Raw genomic sequence first — 26,920 nt, 5'->3', positions numbered from 1 at the left:
CGCTCAGACGGTCCCGCCGAGTTGGTGGAGCACGGCGTCCAGCAGCCCGTCGGCGTCCAGATCGACGCCGCCGGCGCGCAGGAAGACGGCGTTGAGCAGCTGGTCGGTGGCGAGTTCGCCCGGGCCGCGGCGCTGGAGGAACGACCGGAGCAGATCCTCGACGCCGTCCAGCGAGCCGTCGCCGAGGTGGGCCGCCACGATGGCGCGCAGCCGCTCCTCGTCGGGAGTGGGCAGATCCAGCCGGATGCAGCGGCGCAGGAACGCCGGCGGGAAGTCCCGCTCCCCGTTGCTCGTGATCACCACGACCGGGAATTCGGTGCAGAGCACCTTGCCCCGCTCCACCGTGACCGGGTCCTGGGAGTCGGCCGCCAGCACCTGGATCACCGACTGCGCCTCGGGCAGCCTGGCCAGCTCCGGGATCTCGAAGACGCCCTCCTCGAACACGGTCAGCAGATCGTTGGGCAGATCGACGTCCCCCTTGTCGAGCTCGTCGACGAGCAGCACCCGCGGCCGCGGGCCCGGCACCAGCGCCGTCCCCAGCGGGCCGAGGCGGACGAAGCTGCCGATGGAGGGCTCGGCCTCCCCGCGGTCCCGGCTGAGGGTGGTCTCCCGCAGCCGCCCGATGGCGTCGTAGCGGTACAGGGCGTCCTGGACGTTGGCCCGGCTGTTCACCGGCCAGCGCAGCACCTCACCGAGGTCGAGCTCATGGGCGACCGCCCGGGCGAGCGAGGACTTGCCGGTGCCGGCCGGCCCGGTGACCAGGAGCGGTCTGCGCAGATGCAGCGCGGCATTGACCACATCGGCATGTTCCGGAGCGATCAGATACGGCAGCGGCCCGGGGGCGCCGCGCCGCGAGCCGCCGAACCTGCGCCAGGGCGGGGCCTGCGGCAGGGTGACCCGGCGCTGGGTGCCGTCTCCCTGGAACAGCCGCCAGTCGGCGGCCGGTTCGGCGTTCATAAGAGCTCCGTGGGTTCGGAAAGCTGGAGTTCGGGCAGCGCGCGGTCGGGGTCGGCCCAGGCGAGGACGGGCCGTCCCGGATGGTCGGCGGGACGGTGCAGGGTCTTGGCGCGGTAGGAACGGACCTGCTCGGGCAGCGCACGGGCCGGGGCGTCCGAGACCTGCTGGACGGCATGTGAGACCTCGTGCGCCGGACCGCGGTCCCACAGCACGACGGGAACGCCCATGGCCAGACACACCTGGATGATCTCCATACGGGCCCGTGCGGACACCTCGACCGACACCCGGGCGGCATCGCGCCGGTCGAGCAACTTGCCGTACACCTCGCGCACTCCGGTGGACGGACCGGTGATGCGAACGGGGCCGGAGGATTCCAGATGTTCCCAGCGGTGGCGCCAGTCGGTGAGAAAACGCTCATTGCGGCGCAGGAGTTCCGGGCAGTGCACCACCAGGGCGTACTCCGCGCCCAGCACCCCGGGGATCAGCCCGTCCGCATCCGCGAACTCCCACTCGTCCACGGGGAGTTCGAGGCAGTCACGATCGAGGAGGACCTCGACGACCGGCCGGACGCCCTCGGGAGCGGACCGGCAGAGCCGCTCCAGGAGCTCCAGCACCGCCCCGGCGGTCTCAGCCGCGCTGTACCGGCGGCCGGTCTCGGTCGGCGCCCGGTGCGGGCCCATTCCGTCATCGCTCCACAGGCGCAGATGGAAGGCGTCCGCACCGGCTTTGACCAGATGCACCAGCAGCCTCGGCGGGCGGGTGCGCCGGCGCCGCCCGAGAGCCCATTCGTCCGCGTCGGCACGGCGCTCCCGCAGTGAGGACGCGGGGAGGCCGAGCCGGGCGGCGACACCGTCGGCCCACAGCCGCAGCCGGGCCCGCTCCGGCGCGGGACACAGCACCGCCACATACTCGACCGCCCGCAGCAGGCCGGGCACCCGCAGTTCACCCGGCGCGGAACGGCTGTCGCCGGAGAGCTGCTCCAGCCTCCCCAGCAGCTCGGGAAACCCGGCGCCACAGGGGAGTTCGGCGACCAGCGGCAGCGCGGCCCGTACGGCCTCCGGCAGCAGATCCACCAGCTCGTCCGGCAGCCCGGTCAGCAGGGCCAGCAGCCGGTCGTGCTCCCGCGGCGACAGCAGCCGGGGCACCGCGGACAGCTTCCCCGCCGCGATCAGCGCGGTCACGGCTCCCGGGTCCCTGGAGCGCAGCGCTTCCGTCAGCGCGGCCAGCGCCCGCTCCTCGGTCACCAGGATCCGCGCGAACTCCTCCGGAGACGGGGCGGACCCGTCCGTGGGGTGCCCGAGACCGCAGCGTTCGGCGACCGCCCTGGCGTAGTCGGCCCGGGACATCGGCGCGGGCAGCACATTCGCCAGCAGATCGGCGAGGACGGCCTGCGCGGGATCGTCGTCGCACACCGGCCGGTCGAGCAGGGGTCCGGCGCCGGCCGCCCGCAGCTCCGCCTCGATCCGCTGCCACGGGATGCCCCAACTGCGGCGGGTGACATGCCGGGAGTCGTAGCCCTGCCCGACGGGCGGCAGCATGCAGGCGGCCACGAGTCCCACGACCGCGCCCTCGGCCTCCGACCACAGCGGGCCGCCGCTGTAGGCGGGCCCGATCGCCATCCCGGACAGCGCGCCGTCCAGGTAAGCGACCCGGCTGTCACAGGTCTTCACCCGGACATCGGCATACGAGCCGCTCAGCGCGCTGCCGTGCCAGGCACGCACGGACTGGCCCACCCGCATCCGCCGGAACTCCGGCGGAGCCGGGCAGCATAACGCGGCGCCGACCCGGAGGACCGCCAGATCGCCCGCCCACTCCAGCTCGCCGTGGCCCGGCGGACCGTCGCCTCCGTCGAGCCGCCGCGGCGGGATCCAGTGGACGGTCTGCGCTTCGTGCAGCTGCGCACCGGAGGGGCCGTGGGTCTGCACCCGCAGCGTGACCTCCTCCGGCCGGCTGTCGTCGAAGAGCTCCTTCCCGAGCGCGTCATTGACCACATGGGCGCAGGTGAGCAGGTGATGTGGCGTCAGCACCACGGCCGCGCCGGCCGCTTTGCCGTCCCCGGCATCCAGCACCGACGCCACCCGGAACCGGGGATCCGCCGGATCGTCGGTGCCCGATTCGGCGCGGAACCAGCCCATTACTCCGCCCGCTGGGGCTGCCAGGTCGCCGTGATCGTCAGGCTCGCATGGCCGTTGGCCCCGACGATGCCGAACTTGAGATCCTGGCCGACCTGCACCCCGAACTGCACCGACATCTCGCTCGGCGGGCGTTCGGAGGCGGTGACCGCGTCGTGGATCTCCTGGAGCAGGGGCCCGAGCGGACGCAGCGTCGTCCGCATCGCCGCGACGGCACCGGCTCCGGCCGCCGCACCGCCACGGGCCACCGGCACGGTCGGGCCCATACCGTCAGGCAGGTCGGCCTCCGGGGACTGCGCCGGGGGCGCGGCCGCGGCCGCCGGGGCCAGTTCGAGGCGGACCGACGTTCCGTCGGCGAGGCTGAATTCCGAGAATCGGGGCACGCCTCCATTGTGCCGATCGGCCGTGCTCACGGCAGCGGAACGGACGGATCATCCCGGCGGACCGCTGCGGTGCGGTCAGCGGGTGTACGGCTGAATGGACTGGGCGTGACGGAACACATTGCGCGGGTCCCAGTGCTCCTTGACCGCTTGTAGGCGCGCATAGTTGTCGCCGTAGTACAGGCGGTGCGAGGACTCGCCGGAACGGTTCCACTCGGGGTCGTCGAGGTCGGTGTCGGGGTAGTTGATGTAGCACCCGTCGGTCACCGGCTCCGGTTGTCCGCCCGCCGGGGCGTCGGTCGGCGCCAGGATCGGCACTCCGCCGGTGTCCTGGTAGACGTCGCGGTAGAACTCACGGATCCAGCGCAGATGCGGCGCCGCGATCGCGGGGTCGATCTCGGCGTCGAGATAGTCGGTGACCCCGTCGTGGTTGGCGTCCTGATCCCAGCTCCAGTACGTCTGGTACTGGAGCTTGAGTACGGAACTGCGTTGGTAGACCGCGGTGGCACCGCTCTCGGGGAGGTTGATCGCGCCGCCGTACGAGTCGACCTGGAGCAGCGCCTGCGGGTTGTCGTAGTCCTCGGTCGACAAGTGGCGGTAGATGGCGTCGAGTTGTGCTTCGGTGAAACCGCGCCGCATGTACGCCGACTTGTACTTGCCGCACTGGTTGTCGCCGGAGCCGTTGAGCGTCTGGGTGGCGGTGAGCCAGGGCAGCCGGGTCGGCACCACCAGGCCGCACATGGGGGCGTGCTCACCCATCCGCCGGTCCAAGGGGGTGGGCTCGACGTCCAGATCCTGGGTGATCCAGTCGAGGAAGGCGTTCAGCCGCTCCGCGCTGTCCGGCCTGGTGGCGTCGAGCTGGGTGATCAGACCGATCTTGCCGTTGGCGCGCTGGTTCAGCTTCAGCAGGCTGAACATATCGCTGTAGTCGCCGCGGAGGGAGGCCGGGAGCCGGGTGGTGTTCTCGTACTCGAAGAACAGCCCGTAGTTGCGCACCAGCGACTTCAGGCGCTCCGGGCGCTCCAGCAACTCCTCCCACGGCCACGCCACGGCGTGCAGCAGGACCTGGGAGGGGGGCTCGGGCAGGCCCTTGAACCAATACCGGGTGACCACCCCGAAGTTCCCGCCGCCCCCGCCGGTGTGGGCCCACCACAGCTCCCGCAGCTCGGGTTCGGGCGAGTCGCGGCGCGCGATCACGACCTCCGCATGCTGCCCGTCGCGGACCACGACGACCTCCACCGCGTAGAGATAGTCGACGGTCAGCCCGTGCTGCCGGGACAGCAGTCCGTAGCCCCCGCCGGCCACATGGCCGCCGGTGGCCACGGAGTAACAGGAGCCGCCGGGCAGGGCCACCCCGAACGGTGCGTAGAGGTGCGTGGCGACATGCCAGTTGTTCGCCCCCGACTCCACGCAGTACGCGCCCATTTCCTGGTCCAGGTAGGCCCGGTCCAGCTGCCCCATGTCGACGATCACGCCCACGTCGTTCCCGCAGACGAAGTTCTCGTAGCAGTGGCCGCCCGAGCGGACCGTGAGCCGCCGGTGGAGATCCTCGTCGGAACGGTGGTTCGCCAGATACTTGTTGACCGCGGCGACGACCTCACCTGTCGAGCTGACCACCGACACATAGTCAGGTGTCGCGATGAAGCGCTGGTTGAACCCTCTCCGCAGGGCCTCATAGCGGGCGTCGCCCCGGCCCACCTCGATCCCGCACTCGACTCCGGCCTGGATCTGCTCGACAGCCATGTGGCCCCTCTCGTCCTTACACGCGAATATGTGAACTAACAGCATTGCGTAACCCGTGACTACTATTCGTGACCGTTGCGAGCGGTGCGAGTACCCGAAAGGCGTCACCTCATGGGCCGGGGTTGACGCTCGCCGTATGTGCGCAGGGCCTGGTGGCCGCCTCGCCTCCGGTCAGCCGGGCGTCAGCACTGCTGCCCCGTGAACCCGGTCCGCGGCCAGATCGGCGAGCGCCTCCGGGGCGCGGCTCAGCGGGTAGCGGCTGACGGTGACCTGGATGCCGATCCGCGCCGCGGTCGCCAGGAACTCACGGCCGTCCTCCCGGGTATTGGAGGTCACGCTGCACAGATTCCGCTCGTAGAAGAGATGGCGTTGGTACGTGAGCGGCGGGATGTCGGTGAGATGGATCCCGGCCACGGCGAGAGTGCCGGAGCGGTCCAGTGCCTCCAGCGCCACCGGCACCAGGTCGCCCACCGGTGCGAAGAGAATCGCCGAGTCCAGCGGTTCGGGCGGCCGGTCGTAGGCGTCGCCGGCCGAGGACGCGCCCAGTTCCAGGGCGAGTTCACGGGCCTGCGCGGACCGGGTCAGCACATGGACGGTGGCCCCTTCGGCCAGGGCGACCTGCGCGGCCAGATGCGCCGAGGCGCCGAATCCGTAGATGCCGAGGCGGCCGCCGGCGGGCAGCGCACTACGGCGCAGCGCGCGGTAGCCGATGATCCCGGCGCACAACAGCGGCGCCAGCAGCGTGGCGTCCTCGGTGTCCGGGAGCGGGTAGGCGTAGTCCGCGGGCACGACGGCGGCTTCGGCGAAGCCGCCGTCGGCGTCCCACCCGGTGTACACGGAGGCCGGACAGAGGTTCTCGTGGCCCGCCCGGCAGTAGCGGCAGATTCCGCAGGTACCGCGCAGCCACGCCCCGCCCACACAGTCCCCGGCCCGGAACCGGGTCACCGCCGCGCCGGTGGTCGTCACCCGGCCGACGATCTCATGGCCCGGCACGGTCGACGGGCGGTGCGGGGGCAGGTCGCCCTCCGCCAGGTGCAGATCCGTACGGCAGACACCGCAGGCCTCCACCCTGAGCAACAGGTCATCGGGGCCCGGCTCGGGAGCCGGGCGGCGGACCGGCGTCAGCGGCCCGGAGGCAACCGGGCCGGGATGCCGGACGGCCCACCCGGACAGGATGTCCGGGCCTGAATCGGGGGCCATGACTCCAGGATGGCGCCCACCGGGGAGCCGGACAAACGGTGCGCCGCCGGGGCCTGCCGCCGCTCGGCCGGGTTCGCCGCGCGGTGTCGTCCACGGGTAACGGGCCGCCGGGGGCCCATCGCCCGGCTCAGCCGATGAGCGTGGTCAGCCTCCGCATCAGCCTGGCGAGCGGATGCCTCTTCTTGGCGGGGGGAGCGGGGGCGGCGGCGGTGTCCGGCGGTTCGACCGGCGGGGGTGCCGGGCTGTTCGAGCGCTGTGCCGGAGGCTGGTCCGTGGCGGGCTTCGCGGGCTTGGTGCGGGTGCGTGCGGCCTCGGCGCGGACGAGCGCGCCAAGAGCGGCAAAGACGTCGAGGGGCATGCCGGATCTCCTGCGGTGGTGGTCCCGAGAGCTGATGGCGGCAGGCCGCAGTCGCCCCGGGCCCCGGTGCGGGGAGGGGTGGGCGAGTACGGCCGGGCCCGCTCAGCAGCGCAGGATGGCCACGCGCTTCGGCGATGCGGGGGCGGCAGCGGTGCCGACAGCCGTGGCGGAGGCGTTCTCCGACGCGCCGATGGTCTCTTCGACGAGGGCGTCCCCGAGCGCCTTGCCTCCGGCGCCCGTGGGGATCTGATGGCGGAGGTGGCAGGCCGAGGCGTCGCACTTGTGCCGGACGCCGCTGCCCGGATGCTTCCCGCCGCCCTCGGTGGAGGCCAGCACCGGCCCCGCCGGAAGACAGGGCCGTGCGGCCGGGACGGTCACGGCGGGAGGGCCGCTCTGGAGACGGCAACCGGCCTCGGTCAGCAGGGCTTCGGGGCAGCCGGTGGTGAGTGCGGCGTGCAGCAGGGCCAGTAGCGCGAGCAACACCAGCACGCGCCGGCCGCCAGTTGCCGCAGGGCGGCCGGCGCTGACGGTGTGGCGCATGCGAATCTCCCAACCCTCTTCCAGGAGGGGATCCCCTGGAAGGGGTGAGGGCACGCCGGATACGCCGCAAGAACCGACAAAACCACCCGTTCCGGCTATCTGCCCGCAACATGCGCACCGTGCTTCGTACGCATGTCCGTTCCGCCCGCGGTGGGTTGCCGGTGTCGGTGCCGCCCCTCAGCGCCGTCGGCCCGTGGAACCGCCGTCGGGGTCGCCGGTCGCATAGCGGCCGTGGTAGTGCGAGAACCGCTCCAGCGCGTCCCCGTCCATGCTCCACGGCCACGGGGACACCACGCCTCCGGTGGCCCGCAGCACGGTCCCGGCCTCGGTCGTCCGGCCGGCCTTGATCAGGGCGTACGCCAGCAGGTTGAGATCGGCCAGGGCCGCCGCGTGGGTCAGGAAGCCCGGGCCCGGCCAGTAGTGCGCCGCATGGTCAAGGGCCTTGGCGGCCTCGGGCCGCCGCCAGATCTCCCCGGCGCCGACGGCCATCAGGCCGCCGCCGTCAACCGCCCGCTGGTGGCTGCTGATGAGCGCGGTGAGCTCCAGCCCGGCGGCGGGGGCGTCGGGCGGCATGGCGGCGCGGACGCCGTCGAGCAGATCCAGGACGAGTGCGCTGGAGCCGCACTCGTCCGGCGACAGATACCCCAGCGCCTGTAGATGCGCCTCGCGGTTCCACGGATCGCGGGCCTTGATCTCGCGCCAGATCGCCGACAGCTCCGTGGAAGGGCGCTGCTCCAGGCGGAGCGTGGCCAGGTGCAGGGTCCACGGTGTGGGGTCGGCGGGGAGCATTTCGGCCGCGAGCCGGCAGGTCTCCCGGGTCTCGTACAGATCGACGCCGGATCCCTCCTGGCGCGCCTGCATCAGATCCGACCAGGCGTGCAGCAGCAGTGCGTTCTGGTCCTGGGGGTTGTGCTGCCGCCAGATGCCGGGCAGTGACCGCCCCGCGGCCCGGGCGAGCACCGCCAGCCGGTGGGCCTTGCGGTCCCAGTCCTGGCCCGCCTCGTTGATCACGTCCGCCATCGAGGCCATCACGGCGGTGTCGAGCGAACCGCGGGACCAGCACGTCTCGACGCGGCGCCGGACCTGTCCCAGTGTGCGGTCGTCGAGCTCGGGGACCAGGCGGGGAAGGCTGCCTTTGCGGCGTCTGAAGACGGGCATGTGTTCGGGGGGCCTTCCGTTGGTGGGTCGGATACGGAGCTGAGCAGGGGAGTGGCGCTCAGGCGAGACTACGGGCAGGGGTATGCATAGGCATACCCCTGCCCGTATGGCAGACCGTTCGGTCAGCGGGAGGTGACGGCCTCCTTCTCGGAGGCGCCGCGGCCGAGCCGGTCGCGGACCAGGGAGACCGCGACGACCACGATGGCGAGCAGCACCGACAGCACGACCTGGATCCGGCCGCCGCCCTCACTGTCGTCGGTGAGCATGTAGACCAGCACGAACGAGATCATCGCGATCGTCGCCCAGGTCAGGTACGGGAAGAGCCACATCCGGACGACCAGCTTGTCGGGGTTCTCGCGCAGGATGATCCCGCGCATCCGCAGCTGGGAGAAGCAGATGACCAGCCAGACGAACAGCGCCACCGCGCCGGACGAGTTCAGCAGGAACTGGAAGACCGTGGTCGGCCACAGGTAGTTGAAGCCGACCGCGATGAAGCCGAAGATGACGGAGGCCAGGATCGCGGCCTGCGGGACGCCTCGGGAGTTCGTCCGGGCGAAGGCCTTCGGGGCGTCGCCGCGCTGACCGAGCGAGAAGGCCATCCGGGAGGCGGTGTAGAGGCCGGAGTTGAGGCAGGAGAGCACCGCGGTCAGCACGATGACGTTCATGATCTGACCGGCGTGCGGGATGCCTATGGAGTCCAGGGCCGCGACGTACGAGCCCTTCTTGGCGATCGACGGGTCGTTCCACGGCAGCAGGGAGACCACCACGAGGATCGAGCCGAGGTAGAAGATGCCGACTCGCCAGATGACGCTCTTGGTGGCCTTGGTGACCGCGCGCTGCGGGTCCTCGGACTCACCGGCGGCGAGGGTGACGATCTCGCTGCCCATGAAGGAGAAGACGACCATCAGCACACCGGTGAGGATCGCGCTGGGGCCGTTCGGCAGGAAGCCGCCATGGGAGGTGAGATTGGCGAAGCCGGTGGCCGCGTTGTCGGATCCGGGCAGCACCCCGAAGATCGCCAGACCGCCGATGACGATGAAGGCCGCGATGGCGACGACCTTGATGCCCGCGAACCAGAACTCGAACTCACCGAACGAGGCGACCGAGGCGAGGTTGGTGGCGGTGAGCACGACCATCACGATCAGCGCCCAGGCCCACTGCGGGACGGCCGGGACCCAGCTGGTGAGGATGGCGGCACCGGCGGTCGCCTCCACGGCGAGCACCACGACCCAGAAGAACCAGTACAGCCAGCCGATCGAGAATCCGGCCCAGCGGCCGAGCGCCCGGTCCGCGTAGGCGGAGAACGAGCCGGAGGTCGGGTTGGCGGCCGCCATCTCACCGAGCATCCGCATCACGAACACGACCAGCGCGCCGACCAGGGCGTACGACAGCAGGATGCCGGGGCCGGCCGCGGCGATGCCGGAGGCGGAACCCACGAAGAGGCCGGCGCCGATGACCCCACCCACGGCGATCATGGACAGATGGCGGTTCTTGAGGCCCGACTGAAGACCTGACTGCTGCGGAGACTGCCCGTGCCCCGGCGGAGCGGGCGGAGCGGCCACGGGGCTGGGGGGAGGTGTAGTCATCTTCGACATCCATTGAGGGTTGGAGGGGTCATGCATGTGGTGCCTGCTGGGATCGCCTCGGTATGAGGACGCACGAGAGGGCCGGGTGCAGGTGGTGGCGATCGTGGCCCTGACGATGTGCGAAGGCGCGCGAGTGGGCCATGGCCTTCGGATGCCTGCGCGGGTGGGGGAGCGCTTCTTTGCGCCGCCGCGCTACTGCTCGTCCTCCTCGTGAGAGGTGAGCCGCATCACGTCCGGATTGGGATTTGCGTAAGCGTATGTGGCGGTGCGCGGTGGCGTATTTGTGAGACCGGACAAATTCGCCCCCGATGGCTGTCCGTTCGGCTAATGCGGAGGGCCGGAACGGAGGGCTCGCGTCCGGGGCGCAGGGGGAGATCCGGATGCGCCGGCCGGCTCGCCGCGCCCGTCCCGGCGGCATCGGGCCGGTGCTGGTGCGGACGGACAACGCCGTCGGCGAAGCCTTGGCCGACGGAACAGATGCCCCGGACCGCCCGCGCCCTAGCGTGAGTTCGGCCCTGGGGCCTGGTGACCGGCCCCGCCGCCGGCCGACGAGCAAGGGGACTCCATGGCCACCCTTCCCTCCGCCCGACAGACCCGGACCGCTCCCGCGACCGCGCCCTCAGCCACATCATCAGGGGTGGGCGACCGCCGCGCGTCGGAGGACGGAATGTCATGTGAACGGCCCGATCAGCCTCCGGAGGTGGACCGGGCGCAATTGGCGGACGAAGTCGGGGGAATGGTGCCAAATCAGACAGAAGGGGGCGCCGGGATCCTGGTGATCGGCGCCACAACGCTGGCGAGACGGGTCTGTGCCTCCCTGGGGGAGAGCGGGCACCCCGTCGACCACCTTGCCGCGCCGGACGACCAGGACCTCCGCCGCGCCCTCGCCACACCGCCGGCCGCCATCGCGGTCCTGGTGGGCGACGATCTGTCCGCGCTGCGCTACGCCCTCGCCGTACGCCATGTCCGCGACTCCGTCCGGATCGTCGTCACCGTCTTCGACCGCACCGTGGCGCAGCAGCTCCGGCTGCTGCTGCCCGACTGTGTGCCGGTCTCGCCCGCCGACCTCCTGGCGCCGACGCTGGCCGGACTGTGCGTCGACCCCGACGCGCTGGCCGTGTGGCACGACGGGCGGGGCGCGGTGGCGGTCCGCCCGCAGGAGGAACGGCTGGTGGAGACGGCGTGGCGGGCGAGCCCGGCCGCCCGGCGGCAGGCGCTGCTGGGACGGCTGCGGGGACAGTTGCAGCCCCATGACGCGGATGCCCGCCTGCTGCTCATCGGGCTGCTGGGCATCGTGGCCGTACTGGTCCTGGACTGGATCTGGCTGGTGGGCGTCTTCCACAAGCCGGTCAGCACCGCGTTCCTGGAGGCCGCCCGGGTGGTGGCGGGCGTGGGTCCGGCCGCTCCGCACGCCGGTCATCCCGGGTACGAGGTGGTGTCCGGCGTGGCGATGCTGGTGACGGTGGGCTTCACCGCGCTGCTGACCGCGGGCATCGTCGACCGGCTGTTCGGCCCGCGGCTGGTCGGCGTCCTCGGACCGCGGGTGCTGCCGCGCTCCGGGCACGTCATCGTGGTGGGGCTGGGGCAGGTCGGCCTGCGGCTGTGCCAGACGCTGCGGCAGCTGGGGGTGCCGGTCGTCGGGGTCGAGCGCGAGCCCGCCGCCCCCAACCTGCGTCTCGCGCGGTCGATGGGGATACCCGTGGTGCTGGCGCACGGGGAGGACCGTGCGGTGCTGGCGCGGCTCGGTCTGGGGCGGGCCCGTGCGCTCGCCGCCGTCGGCTCCCATGAGCTGGACAACATCGCGGTGGCGGTCGCCGCCCACGGGGTGGCACCCGACGTCAGGGTGGTGCTGCGGGCCGGCGAGGACGAGGCGACCGCCGAGACCCGTGCGCTGCTTCCCCTCGGGCTGACCCGCGACATCGTCCGGACGAGTGCGGCCTTCGTCACCGCCCAGCTGGCCGCCGAGCGGGCCGACGCGGCGCCGCGGCGCGTGGTGGCCGGCACCGACCGCGACTATGTCGAGCTGCCCGGCCGCGGTCTCGTCAGCTGGTCCGTCCCGGCCGGGGACGACTGCGGCCATGTGCCGGGCGGCGGCGAGCGGGACAGCGTGCGGAGCGCTCTCGGGGCGGGGTGAGCGCGGTGCCCCGGGGTGGTGCTCCGGGGCGCCCTGGAGGGGGCCGCCCGCGAGCCCGCCTCAGTCCTCCTCGTCGGCGCCGCCCGCGTCGGACGGCAGGCTCTGCTCGGTCCAGATGACCTTGCCGTTCGGGGTGTAGCGGGTGCCCCACCGCCGGGTGAGCTGCGCGACGATGAACAGTCCGCGGCCGCCCTCGTCGGTGGTCCGGGCGTGGCGCAGGCGCGGCGAGGTGCTGCTGGCGTCGGAGACCTCGCAGATCAGGACGTCCTGCCGGATCAGGCGCAGGGTGATCGGCGCGGTGGCATGGCGGATGGCGTTGGTGACCAGTTCGCTGACGATCAGCTCCGTGGTGAACAGCAGGGCGTCCATGCCCCACTCGGTCAGCTGCCGGTCGGCGAGGCCACGGGCGGTGCCGACGACGGCCGGATCGCAGGTCAGCTCCCAGGAGGCGACCTGCTGCGCGTCCAGGGCGTGGGTCCGGGCGAGGAGCAGCGCGGCGTCGTCGGACGGCGGGCCGGTCAGCAGGGTCTTGATCACATTCCCGCCGAGCTCCTTCAGCGTCTCCCCGGGCACCGCCAGGGCACCGCTCAGCCGGGACAGCCCGACCTCGATGTCCTGGTCGCGGGTCTCGATCAGCCCGTTGGTGTAGAGCGCGATCAGGCTGCCCTCGGCGGGCTCCAGCTCGACCGCCTCAAAGGGCAGCGACCCGAGGCCGAGCGGCGGTCCGGCGGGCAGGTCCGGCCAGTCCACGGCGCCGTCGGGGCCGACGATCAGCGGCGGCAGATGCCCGGCCCGCGCCATGCTGCACCGCCTGCTGACCGGGTCGTAGACGGCGTACAGACAGGTGGCGCCCATGAACGTGGAGGCCACGCTCGGGTCCCCGGTGTCCGCCGCCTGGTCGGCACCCTGCGTCTTGACCAGCTCGATGACCAGGTCGTCCAGACGGGCCAGCAGTTCATCGGGCGGCAGATCCAGATTCGCCAGCGTACGCACGGCGGTCCGCAGCCGCCCCATGGTGGCCGCGGCGTTGATGCCGTGGCCGACCACGTCCCCGACGACCAGGGCGACCCGCGCCCCGGACAGCGGGATCACATCGAACCAGTCGCCGCCCACCCCGCTCGGCGCGTCCGCCGGGAAGTACCACGACGCCACCTCCAGCGCGGACCCGCCGGTCAGCTCGTGCGGCAGCAGATTCTGCTGCATCACCCGGGCCGCGGCCCGCTCGCGGGTGAAGCGGCGCGCGTTGTCGACACACACCGCGGCCCGCGCGACCAGCTCCTCGGCCAGCTGTACGTCGTCCGCCGCGAAGGGCCCCAGGCGCCGGGACCGGAAGAAGGTCGCCGCACCCAGGGTGATGCCACGGGCCTGCACCGGTGCCACCATCACCGAACGGAACCCGTATTCCCGGATGACGGCGGCCCGCGCCGGGTCCTCGGTGACCCAGGCGCTGGTGGTGAGGTCCAGGACCGGTTCCACCAGGGACGCGCCCTTGAGCAGACAGCGGGCGATCGGTGACGAGGGGGACCGCTGGACGGCTTCCCCCACGGCCAGCACGGCCTCCGGACAGCCTTCGTGGACCGACTGCTGACCGGAGCGGCGCAGGGTGGGGGTGCTGTCGACCGGCCCGGGCACCGGCTCCTCGCCCCGGAGAACCGAATCCAGCAGATCGACGGCGACGAAGTCGGCGAGCGCCGGCACGGCGACATCGGCCAGTTCCTGTGCGGTCCGGGTGACGTCGAGTGTGCTGCCGATCCGGACGCTGGCGTCGTTCAGCAGGGCCAGCCGCTCCTGCGCCCGCCAGCGCTCGGTGACATCGATGACCATGTACCAGAGGCCGATCCGCTGTCCCTGGGGGTCCGACAGCCCGAAGAAGGACGCCGAGTAGGCACGCTCCTGGTGGGGGTCGGCATAGGTGGGGCTGCGGAATTCGTAGTCCATCACGGGCGACCCGGTCCGCAGGACCCGCCGCATCCGCTCCTCGAACGCCGCGGCCTCCAGCCTCGGCAGTACCTCGTGCACCCGCTTCCCGAGCCGCTGGTCCAAGGGGATCAGGCGCTCCAGCACGTCGTTCACCCAGACGTACCGCAGCTCGGTGTCGAGCACGGCCATGCCGACCGGTGCGTGCGCCAGGAACGGTTCGAGCATCAGCTGGTTCACCCCGCCGCCCGGCACCCGCCACTCCTCCATGGCGAGGACGGACCACCGCTCGGGCCCTGCGCCGTCGAGCACCGGCGTGACCTGCACCGCCAGCTGCACCTCCCGGCCGTCCCGGTGGCGTGCCGCGACCGAGCCGCCCCAGCCGTCCCCGGCACGGCACCACCGCGCCACGGCTGCCACCCGCACCTCGTCGCCCGGTATCGCCAGCAGCTCCGCGGCGGGGTGGTGCAGGATCTCGGCGGCCGGATATCCGAGCAGCCGCTCCGCCGCCCGGGTCCAGGCCACGACCCGGCCGTGGCCGTCCAGTTCGGCGGTGGCCGCCTTCGCGATATCGCACGCGCGGTCCGAGCCACCCGGCAGGGCATTCTCCGCACTCATCATCGCCAGCCCGTCAGCTGAATGGAGCAGTATCGCCAGTTTAGGAGAACTGTTGACTATCGGCGGTGCGGAGGATTCGAGTGCCCGGATAGCGGATTCCGTGGCTCTACCGGGCCCGGGTACCGGACCCGGCGGCTCCGCCGCCCGACCGGCGTCCCCGGCCGGGCCTCGCGCCACGGCTTCCGGCCGGTCCGCTTCAGTCGGCGGGCGGCAGCCGCAGCTGGAGCATGGCCAGCAGCCGCTGATCCGGGCGGCTGAGGTCGAGACCGGTCAGGTCCTCGGCCCGGCGGATCCGGTAGCGCAGCGTGTTGGGGTGCACATGCAGCTCGGTGGCGGCGGCCCGTACGTCGCCGAAGGCGTTCAGATAGGCGAGCACGGTCTCGGCCAACTGCCCCTGGTTGCGGCTGTCGTGGGTGACCAGGGCGGTCAGCCGGGGGTCGCGCATCTCGGGGTGTGCCGACAGCAGCGCCAGCACCTCGCTGACGAGCACCTCCGCCTGGATGTCCGGCAGCGCGGCGACCGTGGTGGCGACCCCGACGCTCAGCATGGCGTCCAGGATCCGGTCCGCCTCCCGGCGCGATTCGGGGATCTCCCCGAGTCCCGGCACGATGCAGCCGACGGAGCCGCGCAGCGACAGGCCCAGGTGGCGGCCGGCCGCATCGGTGATCTCCTGGCCCCAGCCGCGCAGGGTGCCGGTGTCGATGCTGCGCGGCAGCTGCGGCAGCAGCACATAGAGCCGCGCATCGACCTGGGTGACCACGGCGCTGCGGTGCCGGGCGGCGGTGTGCACCGAGATCAGGTTGCTGACCTCGCCACGGGTCAGCTCCGGCGGGGTCGCCTCGGCCGTTCCGTACGAGAAGCCCAGGACGGCGGCCGGGCGGGCCGCGTCCAGGGCCAGGTGGCTCGCCAGCGGCTGCGGCCCGGTGCTGCCCTCCAGCAGTCCGGCCGCCAGCGTGCGGGTCAGCGTCAGATCGGCGGAGAGCTCGCGGCGGCGGCGCACCAGATGCAGCGCGGCGACCCGGGCCGCGCCCAGCAGCGCCTGGTCCGCGCGCTCGGACAGCGGCGAAGATCCCTCCTGCACCCAGATGACGCCCAGCTGCCGTTCCCCGGACCGGATGGCCACCGCGAGCCGCCGGCGGATGCCCAGCTCGGGGTGGGCATCGATGTTGATCACTTCGTCGGAGGTGCGCAGCCGCTGGAAGACGCCCCACTCGCGCAGCCTCGACAGATACGCCTCCGGGCCGTGCCAGCCCAGGATGGACCGCCGCCGCAGGTCATCGACCTCGTCGTCGTCGGCGGAGCGGGAGTAGGCCAGCACGCGGTTGGCGGTGTCCTCGATGCTGACGATGCCGCCGGTGAGGATGGCGGTGGTCTGCGCGAGCGCGAACAGATCGCCCTCCTCGACCCCCTCGCCGGGGCGCCCCTGCGGCGCACTCTCCAGCGCCGCGCGGGCCAGCGCGTCCACCTGTTCCCAGCGCGCCTCACTCCGTACGGACAGCAGCGCGATGCCCGCCTCGACGGCGGTCGCGCTGAGCGCCGCGGCCTGCCCGGGAGCGTCCAGCTTGACCGCCACCGCAGCGGCTCCGTCGCGTCCGCCGGCCCGCAGCGCGGGGAACGCCGCGCGACCCCGGGCGCCTATGGCGAGGATCAGCTCGCCGGGGTGGGCCATCGGCGGATCCTCGGGGTCGAGCAGGGCGACGCTGCGGATCTCGACGTCCAGTCCCTCGGGCGCGGCCTGGAGCTCCACCAGGGGCTCGCCCAGCGACATCAGCAACTGGCGCAGGGTGATGCCCGTACGGGGTGGCGGTGCCGCGGCAGCTGGATCCATGATCGGCGCCTCTGGAGGGTTCGGGTGGCCGGGGCTCACAGCACTGCTGGCGCTCCCCAGGACTTCCGATCAGGTGCTGTCACGTACTCGACCGGCCCACGAGGGAGCCACCACCGCAGGTATGGAGCCACGCCAACAGTACTGATGCTATCCGCCGGGGCGATCGTGGCCCTGGAGCAGACGAGGCACCGGCCACCTAGGGCGACGGTTGCTTCTCCGCCGTCCGCTTCCCGGCAGGGGCCGCCGCCGCACCGGTCCGGGGCTCCCGTCTGAACGCCCAGGTCATCTTCGGCTCCATCACGCAGCGGAAGACCCGCTGCACCGGCGGTGTGCACAGCAGCGTCACGACCGCTGCGGCGATGAAGGTGACGGCGATGGCGCCCCACGGGGTGCGGACCCAGCCGGCGTCGTACCAGTCCCACCAGCGGGAAGCCTTGGCGAGGAAGCCGTGCAGCAGATAGCCGTAGAGCGTGCCGGCGCCCAGCGCCGTGCACCACATCCGGCGGCCCGGCACCCAGGCCAGGAAGCACGCCGTCAGCACCAGCGAGCAGCCGAACATGGCGAGCTGCATCAGGGCACCGATCCACCACGGAGCGCCCAGGTTCTCGGCGCTGTCGGTGTGGTAGAACCAGGCGTCGTTCATCCGGGGCACGGCCCAGTACGCGAAGACCAGGGCCACCGCCAGGACGGGCACCGCGGCGATCCGCACCGGCCAGCGGCGCACCAGGCTGAAGTGCTCCGCCTTCAGGCACATACCGAGGACGAAGAACGGCAGGAATTGCAGCACCCGCTGGAGGTCCAGTCCGGTGCCGACGTCCGGGGAGGCGGAAGCCGCCATGGCGATCACGAGGGCCAGCGGCACCGGCCGGCGCACGATCCGCCACAACGGAGCGGTGAGCCGCCAGATGAACAGGGCCGCCAGGAACCAGGTGAGGAACCACGGATCCAGCAGGCTGACCGTGAAACTCGGGATGTCACCGGCCCAGTACCGAAAGAGCGCGAAGGCCGTCTGGAACACGACGAACGGGACGGCGACGCCGGTGACCAGCCGCTGGAGCCGGTCGCGGCGCATGTCGAAACTGCGCGAGAAATAGCCGGAGATGACCGTGAAGGCCGGCATGTGGAAGGCGTAGACGAAGAGATACAGCGACGCCGCGCTCCGGCTGCCGTGGTAATACGGCTCCCAGGCATGCCCGAGGGCTACCAGGACGATGGCCAGGTATTTGGCGTTGTCGAAGAACGCGTCGCGCTGTTTGGCCGGGGCGGGCGGCTCGGCGGGGGCGGACGGCGCCGGTTCGCCCGAGGCACCGGCGGTACGGCCCGCCGGGGTGGCGGGCGGCTCAGCGGAGGCGGTGCGACAGGTGCCCTGCCGGGCGGAGGACCGGGGAGCGGGGATCACGACACGGCCTCCCAGCAGTCCGTCGGCCGCCGTGGCTCTCTTGCCGCGCTGGTGGGGGCGATGGCCATGGCGATCACGGTGAGCGGCATACCGGCTCCTCGGGTGGACTGCGGGACGGGGAGGCGCCGGCGGGTGTGCCCTTCCTCCCCCTGGTCGTCTACAGTGCTGTAGACCGTCGGTGAACTGTAGGCGCCGGGACGCGGGGGACGCGCCCCGGCCCGGCACCGGAGCGGCGGCGACACGGCTCAATGCCCGGTCGTCCGCGCCCTGTTCACCCTTGGCCACGGCTGCTTCATGCGTAGCGGATACCGGTGGCCCGCCGCCACCCGATGCCGCAGTCGTGATCCTTCTCTCTCCTGTTGTGCCCGCCGTACGGGCCCGCACCGCCCCGTCGCGGCGGTCCGCTGAGCGACGCGCTTCGGCCGGATCGCGAGCGCGCCAGTACAGTCCTGTGTGCCGCGGCGCCCCCACGCCCACCGATCACCCTTCACCCGGAATGGATCCCATGAGCGCGATCAGCATCGGCCAAGCCGTCGTCCTCGGAGCTGTCGAGGGGGTGACGGAATTCCTGCCGGTCTCCTCCACCGGTCACCTCAAGATCGCCGAGGGGCTGATGGGTATCCCGGTCGGCGACAAGACCGTCGTCGCGTTCTCCGCGGTCATCCAGGTCGGCGCGATCGCCGCGGCACTCGCCTACTTCTTCAAGGACATCGTGCGCATCATGGGCGCCTGGTTCCGCGGGCTGCGCGACCGTGAGGAGCGGTACCACCACGACTACAAGTTCGCCTGGTGGGTGATCTACGCCACCCTCCCGATCGTCGTTGTCGGCCTGGCCGCCAAGCCGCTGATCGAAGGCCCGCTCGCCTCGCTCTGGGTGGTGGCCGGCTCGCTGATCGTCGGCAGCGGGGTGATGTGGGCGGCGGACCGGATGGGCCGCCACAAGCGCGGTGAGGACGACACCTCACTCAAGGACGCCATGCTGGTCGGCTGCTCACAGATCCTCGCGCTCCTCTTCCCCGGCTTCTCCCGCTCCGGCGCGACCATGTCCACCGCCCTGATGCTCGACCTGGAGCGGGTCGCCGCCACCCGGCTGTCCTTCTTCCTCGGCATCCCGGCCCTCACCGGCGCCGGGATCTACGAGCTGAAGGACGCCATCGGTACCGGCGCCGCCCTCGCCCCGCTGGCCATCGGCACCGTCGTCTCCTTCGGCGTCGCCTACGCCTCCATCGCCTGGCTGCTGAAGTTCGTGGCCAAGCACTCCTTCAACTCCTTTGTCCTCTACCGGATCCTCGTCGGCGGGCTGCTCTTCGGACTGCTGGGCGCGGGCGTCCTCAGCTGACGGTCGCCAGCGGCTCGGCCGGCCGTGGCTCAGCCGCACGGGGCACCGGCGCGGCCGCCGCGCCGGGCCGTGATGCCGGGTTGCTGGTGGTATGGGTGCATGAGGAGCGCCCCGCCCGCGGCGGGCCGCAGTGCCCTGGAGGTGGCCTTGTCGAACCGGGATGGCGCGGAGCCGGACCCGGATGCCGAGCACGCCGGCGTCCTGGCCCGTCTGCACACGGTGGAAGAGGCCGCCGAGCAGATCGGCACGACCCTGGACGAGCAGACCACCTGCGCCGAGCTGGCCCGCTTCCTGTGCCGGTACCTGTGTGACGCCGCGGCGGTGGACCTGCTCACCGAGCAGGGCACCGGCGCCCGGACTCCGTCTCCGGAGGGGTTCACCCGCGTCGCGACGGCCGGCCTGGTCAAGGTGCTGGAGGCGCGGTTCCCGGCCGAGGACGCGCCCTCGGCGCGGGCGCTGGACGAGGAGCGCCCGGTCACCGCGGCGGCGGTCCTGCCGGGCGGCCGCGCCGCCGAGGCCGTAGCCGCGCCGCTCCTGGCGTACGGCCGTCGCTACGGAGTGCTGCTCGCCCTGCGCGCGGGCGGCAGCTTTTCCGCGCAGGAGACCGCCACCGCCCATCACCTGGCGCGCCTCACCGCCACCCGGCTCGCCCACGCCCGCCGCCATGCCGCCGTGCAGCGCACCGCGATGGACCTTCAGCGGGCGCTCCTCGCGGAGCCGGGCCGACCGCACCCCAACCTGGAGCTGGGCACCCGCTATCTGCCGTCCGGCAGCAGCGCCCTGGTGGGCGGCGACTGGTTCGAGACGGTACGGCTCCACTACGGGCGCACCCTGCTCGTCATGGGCGATGTCATGGGGCACGGACTCGACGCGGCGGTCGATATGAACGCCTACCGCTCCCACCTGCGCTATGTCGCCTCCACCGATCTGCCGCCCCACCGGGTACTGCGGCAACTCGACGCCGCCGTGGCGGAGGAGGAGTCCCGCCGGCCGGCGACCTGCCTGCTGGCCAGGGTCGATCCGGCGCGCGGTATCGCCGCGTTCGCCAGCGCGGGCCATCTCCCCCCGGCGGTCATCGGCCCCGACGGCGCCGCCGGTCTGGTGGACGTCCCCGTCGGCCCGCCCCTGGGCACCGGCGTAGGGGGCTACGAACTCGTCACCCGCGCCCTCACCCCCACCGAAACCCTGCTGATGTTCACCGACGGGCTCATCGAGCGCCGCGGCGAGGACATCGACGCGTCCCTTTCCCGGCTGGCGCGGATGCGGCTGTCCGTCGGGGCCGGCGTGGAGCAGATGCTCGACGAGGCCCTGCTCCGCCTCGACGGACTGCACGCCGAGGACGATGTCGCCGTCCTCGCCGCCCGGATCCGCCACCATCCGGGCACGGAGGCGGCCGAGGCGGCCGGACCGGTGGAGGGTTGACGCCGACAGGGTCCCTAGGGGGCCCCGGCCGGGCGGATCAGGGTCGGGTCGGACACCCCTGAGCCCCTCGCTGTGACGAATCCGGAAGTCGGCTGAACGATCCCGCCGCGCGGTGCGTATCTCAGGGTGAGCCGAGGGATTTTCCCCGATTCCCGGCTCGGCCCTGGTTTTGCCTGTGAACCCGGGCCGCGCGGTCGCTCCGCCTCTGCTACCCCCTGGCAGAGGCGGAGCGACCGCCCTGTTTGTAGAGGCGGGCCGCCCGGTCCCATGACGGAGCATCACTCGGACCGAACCCGCATCAGGGCCAAGTGTCCAGGTCAGCGGCGCACTCGATACGCTTTTTCGGCGCTGCCGGTCGCGCTCTTCTCAGGCCGGCCCATGCCGACTTCTTACGGGGTTTCCATATGTTCGGAATCGTCAGGCCTTGCACCCATCGCCTGTCCCAGGGGCTCAAAGCGGAGTGGATGGCCCATCTGTGCGGCCTCTGTCTCGCACTGCGTGGCGATCACGGGCAGTTCGCCCGGGTCGTCACCAACTACGACGGGCTGATCGTCTCGGTGCTGACGGATGCTCAGTCGGGCCCTGCGGAGGCCGGCCGCCGTACCGCCGGACCCTGCCCGCTGCGGGGGATGCGGACCGCGTCGGTGGCGAAGGGCGAGGGCGCACGGCTGGCGGCCTCGGTGTCCCTCGTGCTCGCCTCGGCGAAGATACGTGACCATGTCGCCGACCGGAACGGCCTGTTGCGCCGCCGGCCGGTGGCCGCCGCCGCGCGCAAGGTCGCCGCGGGCTGGGACCGGGCCGGCGCGCGCACCGGCGCCACCCTCGGCTTTGACACCGCGGTGCTGGTCGACGCGGTCGACCGGCAGGTGGGCATCGAGGAACTGGCCGGTCCCGGCACGCCGTTGACGGTCATCACCGAACCGACCGAGACGGCGACCGCCGCGGCCTTCGCCCACACCGCCGTACTGGCGGGCCGGCCGGGCAACGCCGCACCCCTGGCCGAGGCCGGCCGGTTCTTCGGCCGGCTGGCCCATCTCCTCGATGCCGTGGAGGACCGCACCGCGGACGCCGCCGAGGGCGCCTGGAACCCGCTCACCGCCACCGGCGCCACCATGGCGCAGGCCCGCCGGCTGTGCGACGACGCTCTGCACGGCATCCGTCTCGCCCTGCGCGAGGTGGAGTTCGCCGACTCCACCCTGGTGCACGTCCTGTTGGTGCACGAGCTGCGCCGGTCGGTGGACCGGGCCTTCGGCACCGCCGCCTGCTCCCATCAGGGACACGGCGCGCCGGGCCCGTACGGCGGCCAGGGCGGCAACCCGTACGGGAACGGACCCGGTCAGCCCGCCCCGTACGGGCAGCCCCCGCAATACGGGCAGCCGTCGGCCGGTAACCCGTACGCCCAGGGCGGGCCGCATCTGAACGGGCCGCAGAGCCCTTACCACGGTGGCCAGCTGCCTCCGGGTGGCCCGGGCGGTGGCGACGGCGGCGGCTCGGGCGGTGGCGGTGGGATGCCGAAGTTCCCGCAGCAGCCGAAGAAGCCCCGTGGGTTCTTCGCCGGCTGCGCGGTCGCCATCGGGCTGTGCTGCACCTGTCAGCTCTGCTGTGCCGAGGAGTTCGAGGGGCCGTGGTCGCGCAAGAAGCGCGAGGGGTGCTGCCAGAACTGCGACTGCAACGGCTGCGGGTGTGAGTGCCTCGGCTGCTGTGAATGCCTCAGCTGCTGCAACTGCTGAGCGCTGACGGGGCCTTACCGGCCGCGGGTCACTGAGCGCTGAGGGCGACTTGCCGGCCGCGGCCGCTGAGTGCCGGCGGGGTGTCGCCGGCCGCCACCGGCTCCCCGCATCCGGAGAAAACCGGTGCGGGGCGGCCACGGCACGGTGCCCCGGCCGCCCCGGTCGGTCAGGCGCCCGGCGGCAGGTGGGACGGGCGGCCGGAGCCCCGGGTGAAGCGGTAGCCGGCGATCCCGGCGAGGGCCGCGAGCACCCCGCCCACCGCGGTCCAGATCCAGCGGTCGGACCACCAGCCCGAGGACCAGCCGCCGTCCGGTTCACCGAGGGCCGCGGCGGCCTCGGGTGCGCTGCTCTCCTCGGCCTGTGGTGTCGCGGTGGTGGCGCCGGGCACCAGGGGCGCGGCGAGGCTGCCGTCCACCGCGTGGGCACCGCCCATGTCGGCCGTGGTGGCGTCGATCTCGGCGCGTACCGGAAGGCCGAGGTCGTCCTTCGGCAGATCGACGACCGTCAGCCGGATGTAGTAGCTGCCCGGCAGCGGGTCGTTCGCCCACGGTTCCGCCCAGGCGCGGACCGTGCGCAGGGTGCAGGACAGTTCGACGGAACCGGCGTCCGGTGCCGCCTTCCTGGTCTGCGCGCCGTACATACATGACTGGCGGCGGCGCAGCCCGTCGTAGACATCGAGCTGCCAGGTGGCGGCGCCGTGCCGGGCGGCCTGCGGGAGCGTCACCTTGGCCTTCACGGTGGCGCGCTGTCCCGCGTCCACGGGCAGCGCCCAGTAGAGGTAGTCGCCGGTGGAGGCGCTGGCCGTGGCCCGCTGGTCCGGCTTGATGGCGGTCGCGGTACGGAAGGAGGTGCCGGCCTCGGTGGGAGCGGCTGCCTCCGCATCGGCGCTCGCACTCGTGCTGGGGGAGGGGCTGTCGGCGACGGCGGTGCCCGCCAGGCCGAGGAGCCCCGCGCTCGCCACCACGGCCGTCATCAGGGTGCGTAGGGTGCGCATCAGTTGGTCCTCCAGACGGTGACACGCCAACGGGAGATCCAGCCCCACAGCAGACCGGCCGCCAGGCCCGTGAGCACCAGGGCGATCAGGTACCACCAGCCGTGGCCGAGGCCGAAGAAGGCCGCGTCGGAGGCCTCGTCGGGGCCGTCCACCAGGTCGACGGTCAGCTCGACCGGCAGGCCCGGGTCGGTCTTGACCGAGGCGGGCGCCGAGAAGGAGTTGCTGACCTGGAGGCAGACGGTCTCCGTCGCCGGCTTGTCCGCATCGTCCGAGGACGCGAGCGGCGGCTTGGGATAGCGCAGCCCGGAAGAGATCACATCGGTACGGCCGTCGCCGGCCTCCGCACCGCGGACGATCTCCCGGCCGTGCACGGTCGAGGCGCGCAGCAGGACCCCGTAGTCGTTGTTGACCGCGCGGTCGGCGCCCACGCTCACCGAGGCCCGCAGTTCCTGGCCGGGCCGGACCGCCACCCGGTACCAGCGGTGCTCGGCGAACTTCTCCCGGTCGCTGTAGAGACCGGCCTTGAGCTCCGGGGCGTCGGCGCACTGCTGGGCACCCTCGGTCGGCTTCGGTGTGGCGACGGGACGGGCGGCGCGGTCCACCAACTGGTGTACGCGGTCCCGGAGTTCCTTGGTGTGCTGGACCGAGGTGTAGGTACCGCCGGTCGCCTCCGCGATACAGCTCAGCTGGTTGCGGGTCTTGGCGTCCGGCAGCAGGCCGAGGGTGTCGACGGTGAGGTGGATGCCCTTGGCCGCGATGTCCCGAGCCACCTGGCAGGGGTCGAGCGGGGCGCAGGTGTCCTCGCCGTCCGTGATGAGGACGATCCGGCGGGTCGCGTCGCCGCCCTTGAGGTCGTCGGCCGCGCCCAGCAGGGCGGGCCCGATGGGCGTCCAGCCGGTGGGCGCGAGGGTGGCCACCGCGGTCTTCGCCTCGGTCCGGTCGAGCGGTCCGACCGGGTAGAGCTGCCGGGTGTCCTTGCAGCCGACCTTCCGGTCCTCGCCACGGTAGTTGGCGCCGAGGGTGCGGATGCCGAGCTGGACATCGTCCGGCACGGCGTCCAGCACCTCGTTGAACGCCTGCTTCGCGGCGGCCATCCGGCTCTGCCCGTCGATGTCCCGGGCCCGCATCGAGCCGCTGACATCGAGCGTCAACTCGACCTTGGGGGAAGACTTCGCCGCCGGTTCACCGGCGACGGCAGGTGTGGGGAGCAGCCCGACGGCTATCGCGGCGAGCAGGCCGCACACCCCGGCCGCCAGCCGTTTTCTTGTGATCATTGCCGGATCGTATGGAGAAACGCCCCGCACGCCAAAACGGCCTCAAGGGTGCTGCGCGGAACGGCCGGTGACGGCCCCGGCCACCGGCGATGCCGAACGGTCCCGGACCTTGGCCCGCCCTCCGCCGTGGCGTCGTCCGGCCGCCGTGCCTTCCCCGCATTTCCAGGGGATCCGGTCGTTGCGGCCGACGGGTGGTCTCCCGTACGGTCAGCTCACTGCGTCTCACTGGATGGTGTCGAGTCCCAATTAATGGGATACGCCTTGTTGTTGAGGAGTAAATCATGTCACGGACCGCCCAGGGACGGGGCCGAGATGCGGATCCCGCTTTTCCGAACGCACGGTGCCCGGCCTCATAGGCGTGTACGGGGTGCTGCCCCACTCCGAACGCTTCCGCCACATCTGCCGAGTGCCCCGCCGCACCACCCGCGACGGGGCGCCGTACCGCCCTGGAGAGCCCCATGTATCTGGCCACCCTCATCCATCAGGGGCGCGACCGGCTCGCCGGCCGGCTGGCCCCGCAGGACCCCTGGCGGCTGGCACCGCCCTATATCTCCCTGGCGGAGGTCATCGCCGGCGGCACTCTGCCGTGGTCGTGGGGCCAACTGCCCACCGGGACCGACCTCGTGCCGGCCCTGCCGTACCGGCCGGGAGCGCTGTACGGAGTCGGGCTGAACTACCGGGACGCCCTCCAGGAGCGGGGCAGGGAACGCCCCGCCGAGCCCTGCCTCTTCCCCAAGCTCTCCTCCAGCGTCATCGGCAGTGGCGAGGCGGTCGTCATCGATCCGGATCTCACCCAACGTGTCGACTGGGAAACGGAGTTGGCGGTCATCATCGGCACCGAGGCCCGGCAGGTCTCCGAGGCGGACGCGCTGCGGTACGTCTTCGGCTACACCGTCGCCAACGACATCTCCGCCCGCGATCTGCAGGAGCGCGACGGACAGTGGCTGCGGGGCAAGGGTCTGGACACCTTCTGCCCCTTCGGGCCGGTGCTGGTCACGGCCGATGAGATACCGGACCCGCAGCGGCTGCGGATCCGCACCCGGGTCAACGGCGAGACGGTGCAGGACGGTTCGACGGCCGACATGGTCTTCGGCGTCCCGGCGCTGATCGCCTATCTCAGCCGGTTCTTCACCCTGCGGCCCGGTGATGTCGTGCTGACCGGGACCCCGGCGGGCAGCGGCGACTACATGCGGCCGCCGCGTGCCCTGCGGCCGGGCGATCTGCTGGAGTCGGAGGTGGAGGGAATCGGGCGGCTGACCAACCCGGTGCGCAGCACCGTGCCCGAGGGTGCCGGGGAGTGCGTCGCCGTGCCTTAGAGGGGGTCGTTCACCTCAGGGCGGGACGCTGCGGACGCGCCCTGGGCCCCGGGCGGCACGTAACCCAGCGCCGACGAGAGTTCCCGGCACACCTGCGCCACCACCGGTCCGTAGGTCGGCACCAGCGGCGCCATCCGTTCGGCCACACCGGCCACGCTGATGCAGGCGACCGGCATCCCGGTGTGGTCGTAGACGGCGGCGCCGCAGCAGCAGCTCGACTCGTCGAAGTCCCGCAGATCCTGGGCCCAGCCACGCTCCCGGGTGCGCTCGACCTCGGCATGCACCTCCGAGACGGTGGCCGCGGACACCGGGGACGTCGGGTCGCGGACCAGCTCGATCAGGGTGTCCTCCAGCTTCTGCGGCGGCAGCGCGGCCAGATAGGCGCGGCCCAGCGAGCTGGAGTGCAGGGGGCGGGAGGCGCCCGGCTCCGCGGTCACCACGGCCGGCCGGGTGCCGCGCTCGCGGTGGACGAACACCATGGTCAGGCCGTTGGGCACGCCGAGGCTGACGGTTTCCTGGGTGAGCTCGGCGAGCTTGCGCAGCGCGGGCGCCGCGGTGTCGCGCAGATTGGTCGAGGTCACCGCCGCGGACGCCAGCCGGACCGCCGTCGGCCCCAACTGCCATTGCCCCGCGGCCGGGGTGTGGGTCAGCCAGCCCTGCTCCTCCAGGCGGTCGACGAGACGGTAGGCCGTGCTCCGGGTCAGCCCCAGCGCCTGGGCGATCTCCGGAGTCGAGACACCGCGGTTCCCGGCCACATGGGTCAGGATCGCCAGCCCCCGGTCCAGTGCGCCCGCGGCCCGCTCGCCCGGACTCCCGCCCCCGGAGTTCCGGCCGGTGCCCGGCGCCACTGACTCGCTCATCGTCGTCCTCGGCCCTTCCGGTAACGCGCTTCGGA

At 72.4% G+C, this 26,920-nt stretch carries 20 protein-coding genes; 5 read left to right on the top strand and 15 right to left on the bottom strand.

The annotated features are described in order from the left end of the window. Positions 1–3: 3 nt before the first annotated feature. From CP981_RS03220 to CP981_RS03180, 9 genes are all read right to left on the bottom strand, one after another. The gene (locus tag CP981_RS03220; protein WP_085923528.1) at positions 4–957 is read right to left on the bottom strand and encodes an AAA family ATPase; all 954 of its coding nucleotides are present in this window, start codon (positions 955–957) and stop codon (positions 4–6) included. Further along, positions 954–3,092, bottom strand: a complete 2,139-nt coding sequence (locus tag CP981_RS03215; protein ID WP_085923527.1) for a VMAP-C domain-containing protein — start codon at positions 3,090–3,092, stop codon at positions 954–956. The genes CP981_RS03220 and CP981_RS03215 overlap by 4 nt, the downstream gene beginning before the upstream one ends. Continuing rightward, the gene (locus CP981_RS03210; RefSeq protein WP_085923526.1) at positions 3,092–3,472 is read right to left on the bottom strand and encodes a CU044_2847 family protein; all 381 of its coding nucleotides are present in this window, start codon (positions 3,470–3,472) and stop codon (positions 3,092–3,094) included. The genes CP981_RS03215 and CP981_RS03210 overlap by 1 nt, the downstream gene beginning before the upstream one ends. A 75-nt stretch (positions 3,473–3,547) precedes the next feature. Beyond that, positions 3,548–5,212: an FAD-binding oxidoreductase gene (locus CP981_RS03205; protein WP_085923525.1), complete on the bottom strand. Its 1,665-nt coding sequence runs from the start codon at positions 5,210–5,212 to the stop codon at positions 3,548–3,550. A 171-nt stretch (positions 5,213–5,383) separates the two neighbouring features. Beyond that, positions 5,384–6,412, bottom strand: coding sequence for a zinc-dependent alcohol dehydrogenase family protein (locus CP981_RS03200; RefSeq protein ID WP_085923524.1), 1,029 nt, complete (start codon positions 6,410–6,412; stop codon positions 5,384–5,386). A gap of 127 nt (positions 6,413–6,539) precedes the next feature. Beyond that, the gene (locus CP981_RS03195) at positions 6,540–6,770 is read right to left on the bottom strand and encodes a hypothetical protein (protein ID WP_085923523.1); all 231 of its coding nucleotides are present in this window, start codon (positions 6,768–6,770) and stop codon (positions 6,540–6,542) included. Positions 6,771–6,872: 102 nt separating this feature from the next. Further along, positions 6,873–7,310 (bottom strand): hypothetical protein, encoded by a 438-nt coding sequence (locus CP981_RS03190; RefSeq protein WP_085923522.1) that lies wholly within the window; start codon positions 7,308–7,310, stop codon positions 6,873–6,875. A 177-nt stretch (positions 7,311–7,487) separates the two neighbouring features. Further along, positions 7,488–8,468, bottom strand: a complete 981-nt coding sequence (locus CP981_RS03185; protein ID WP_085923521.1) for a hypothetical protein — start codon at positions 8,466–8,468, stop codon at positions 7,488–7,490. 122 nt (positions 8,469–8,590) lie between these two features. After that, entirely contained in the window at positions 8,591–10,054 is a 1,464-nt protein-coding gene (locus CP981_RS03180) for an amino acid permease (protein ID WP_107429512.1), read from the bottom strand. Positions 10,055–10,829: 775 nt separating this feature from the next. Here CP981_RS03180 and CP981_RS03175 point away from each other — a divergent pair. Continuing rightward, positions 10,830–12,188: an NAD-binding protein gene (locus tag CP981_RS03175; protein WP_244329526.1), complete on the top strand. Its 1,359-nt coding sequence runs from the start codon at positions 10,830–10,832 to the stop codon at positions 12,186–12,188. Positions 12,189–12,248: 60 nt separating this feature from the next. Here CP981_RS03175 and CP981_RS03170 read toward each other — a convergent pair whose 3' ends face one another. The 3 genes from CP981_RS03170 to CP981_RS03160 form a co-directional block, all read right to left on the bottom strand. Beyond that, the gene (locus tag CP981_RS03170; RefSeq protein WP_085923519.1) at positions 12,249–14,726 is read right to left on the bottom strand and encodes a SpoIIE family protein phosphatase; all 2,478 of its coding nucleotides are present in this window, start codon (positions 14,724–14,726) and stop codon (positions 12,249–12,251) included. Between the two features lie 193 nt (positions 14,727–14,919). Continuing rightward, the gene (locus tag CP981_RS03165) at positions 14,920–16,551 is read right to left on the bottom strand and encodes a helix-turn-helix domain-containing protein (protein WP_167536047.1); all 1,632 of its coding nucleotides are present in this window, start codon (positions 16,549–16,551) and stop codon (positions 14,920–14,922) included. Between the two features lie 196 nt (positions 16,552–16,747). Then, positions 16,748–17,950, bottom strand: a complete 1,203-nt coding sequence (locus tag CP981_RS03160) for an acyltransferase family protein (protein WP_085923518.1) — start codon at positions 17,948–17,950, stop codon at positions 16,748–16,750. Positions 17,951–18,455: 505 nt separating this feature from the next. Between CP981_RS03160 and CP981_RS03155 the strand changes: the two genes are divergently transcribed. The 3 genes from CP981_RS03155 to CP981_RS03145 all read left to right on the top strand — a co-directional run bounded on the left by CP981_RS03155 (position 18,456) and on the right by CP981_RS03145 (position 22,441). Next, positions 18,456–19,289: an undecaprenyl-diphosphate phosphatase gene (locus CP981_RS03155; RefSeq protein WP_085923517.1), complete on the top strand. Its 834-nt coding sequence runs from the start codon at positions 18,456–18,458 to the stop codon at positions 19,287–19,289. A 141-nt stretch (positions 19,290–19,430) separates the two neighbouring features. Further along, on the top strand, positions 19,431–20,711 hold the full coding sequence (locus tag CP981_RS03150) for a PP2C family protein-serine/threonine phosphatase (RefSeq protein WP_425282203.1): 1,281 nt from the start codon (positions 19,431–19,433) through the stop codon (positions 20,709–20,711). A 404-nt stretch (positions 20,712–21,115) separates the two neighbouring features. Beyond that, positions 21,116–22,441: a DUF5685 family protein gene (locus CP981_RS03145; protein WP_085923515.1), complete on the top strand. Its 1,326-nt coding sequence runs from the start codon at positions 21,116–21,118 to the stop codon at positions 22,439–22,441. A 166-nt stretch (positions 22,442–22,607) separates the two neighbouring features. Here the strand turns inward: CP981_RS03145 and CP981_RS03140 are convergent, their stop codons facing one another. Continuing rightward, a complete protein-coding gene (locus CP981_RS03140; protein WP_085923514.1) occupies positions 22,608–23,435 on the bottom strand; it encodes a hypothetical protein in 828 nt (275 codons plus the stop codon). Further along, positions 23,435–24,709 carry a VWA domain-containing protein gene (locus tag CP981_RS03135; protein ID WP_085923513.1) on the bottom strand — a complete coding sequence of 425 codons (1,275 nt, stop codon included), beginning with the start codon at positions 24,707–24,709 and terminating at the stop codon, positions 23,435–23,437. The genes CP981_RS03140 and CP981_RS03135 overlap by 1 nt, the downstream gene beginning before the upstream one ends. A 458-nt stretch (positions 24,710–25,167) precedes the next feature. Here CP981_RS03135 and CP981_RS03130 point away from each other — a divergent pair, with 458 nt between their 5' ends. Beyond that, complete coding sequence (locus CP981_RS03130; RefSeq protein ID WP_085923512.1) at positions 25,168–26,025, top strand: fumarylacetoacetate hydrolase family protein; 858 nt, start codon at positions 25,168–25,170, stop codon at positions 26,023–26,025. Here the strand turns inward: CP981_RS03130 and CP981_RS03125 are convergent. Beyond that, positions 26,022–26,885: an IclR family transcriptional regulator gene (locus CP981_RS03125; RefSeq protein ID WP_085923511.1), complete on the bottom strand. Its 864-nt coding sequence runs from the start codon at positions 26,883–26,885 to the stop codon at positions 26,022–26,024. The two genes, CP981_RS03130 and CP981_RS03125, sit on opposite strands and share 4 nt — an antisense overlap. Positions 26,886–26,920 lie beyond the last annotated feature (35 nt).

Origin of the sequence: Streptomyces platensis (assembly GCF_008704855.1) — a bacterium.
Lineage (GTDB): Bacteria > Actinomycetota > Actinomycetes > Streptomycetales > Streptomycetaceae > Streptomyces > Streptomyces platensis.
This window is presented reverse-complemented; position numbering and strand designations above follow the sequence as displayed.

Coding starts and splice junctions, on each gene's coding strand:
- CP981_RS03215 (WP_085923527.1), bottom strand. CDS start 3,092: ATGGGCTGGTTCCGCGCCGAATCGGGCACCGACGATCCGGCGGATCCC.
- CP981_RS03165 (WP_167536047.1), bottom strand. CDS start 16,551: ATGGATCCAGCTGCCGCGGCACCGCCACCCCGTACGGGCATCACCCTG.
- CP981_RS03195 (WP_085923523.1), bottom strand. CDS start 6,770: ATGCCCCTCGACGTCTTTGCCGCTCTTGGCGCGCTCGTCCGCGCCGAG.
- CP981_RS03220 (WP_085923528.1), bottom strand. CDS start 957: ATGAACGCCGAACCGGCCGCCGACTGGCGGCTGTTCCAGGGAGACGGC.
- CP981_RS03180 (WP_107429512.1), bottom strand. CDS start 10,054: ATGACTACACCTCCCCCCAGCCCCGTGGCCGCTCCGCCCGCTCCGCCG.
- CP981_RS03190 (WP_085923522.1), bottom strand. CDS start 7,310: ATGCGCCACACCGTCAGCGCCGGCCGCCCTGCGGCAACTGGCGGCCGG.
- CP981_RS03200 (WP_085923524.1), bottom strand. CDS start 6,412: ATGGCCCCCGATTCAGGCCCGGACATCCTGTCCGGGTGGGCCGTCCGG.
- CP981_RS03170 (WP_085923519.1), bottom strand. CDS start 14,726: ATGATGAGTGCGGAGAATGCCCTGCCGGGTGGCTCGGACCGCGCGTGC.
- CP981_RS03185 (WP_085923521.1), bottom strand. CDS start 8,468: ATGCCCGTCTTCAGACGCCGCAAAGGCAGCCTTCCCCGCCTGGTCCCC.
- CP981_RS03140 (WP_085923514.1), bottom strand. CDS start 23,435: ATGCGCACCCTACGCACCCTGATGACGGCCGTGGTGGCGAGCGCGGGG.
- CP981_RS03130 (WP_085923512.1), top strand. CDS start 25,168: ATGTATCTGGCCACCCTCATCCATCAGGGGCGCGACCGGCTCGCCGGC.
- CP981_RS03135 (WP_085923513.1), bottom strand. CDS start 24,709: ATGATCACAAGAAAACGGCTGGCGGCCGGGGTGTGCGGCCTGCTCGCC.
- CP981_RS03205 (WP_085923525.1), bottom strand. CDS start 5,212: ATGGCTGTCGAGCAGATCCAGGCCGGAGTCGAGTGCGGGATCGAGGTG.
- CP981_RS03125 (WP_085923511.1), bottom strand. CDS start 26,885: ATGAGCGAGTCAGTGGCGCCGGGCACCGGCCGGAACTCCGGGGGCGGG.
- CP981_RS03145 (WP_085923515.1), top strand. CDS start 21,116: ATGTTCGGAATCGTCAGGCCTTGCACCCATCGCCTGTCCCAGGGGCTC.
- CP981_RS03155 (WP_085923517.1), top strand. CDS start 18,456: ATGAGCGCGATCAGCATCGGCCAAGCCGTCGTCCTCGGAGCTGTCGAG.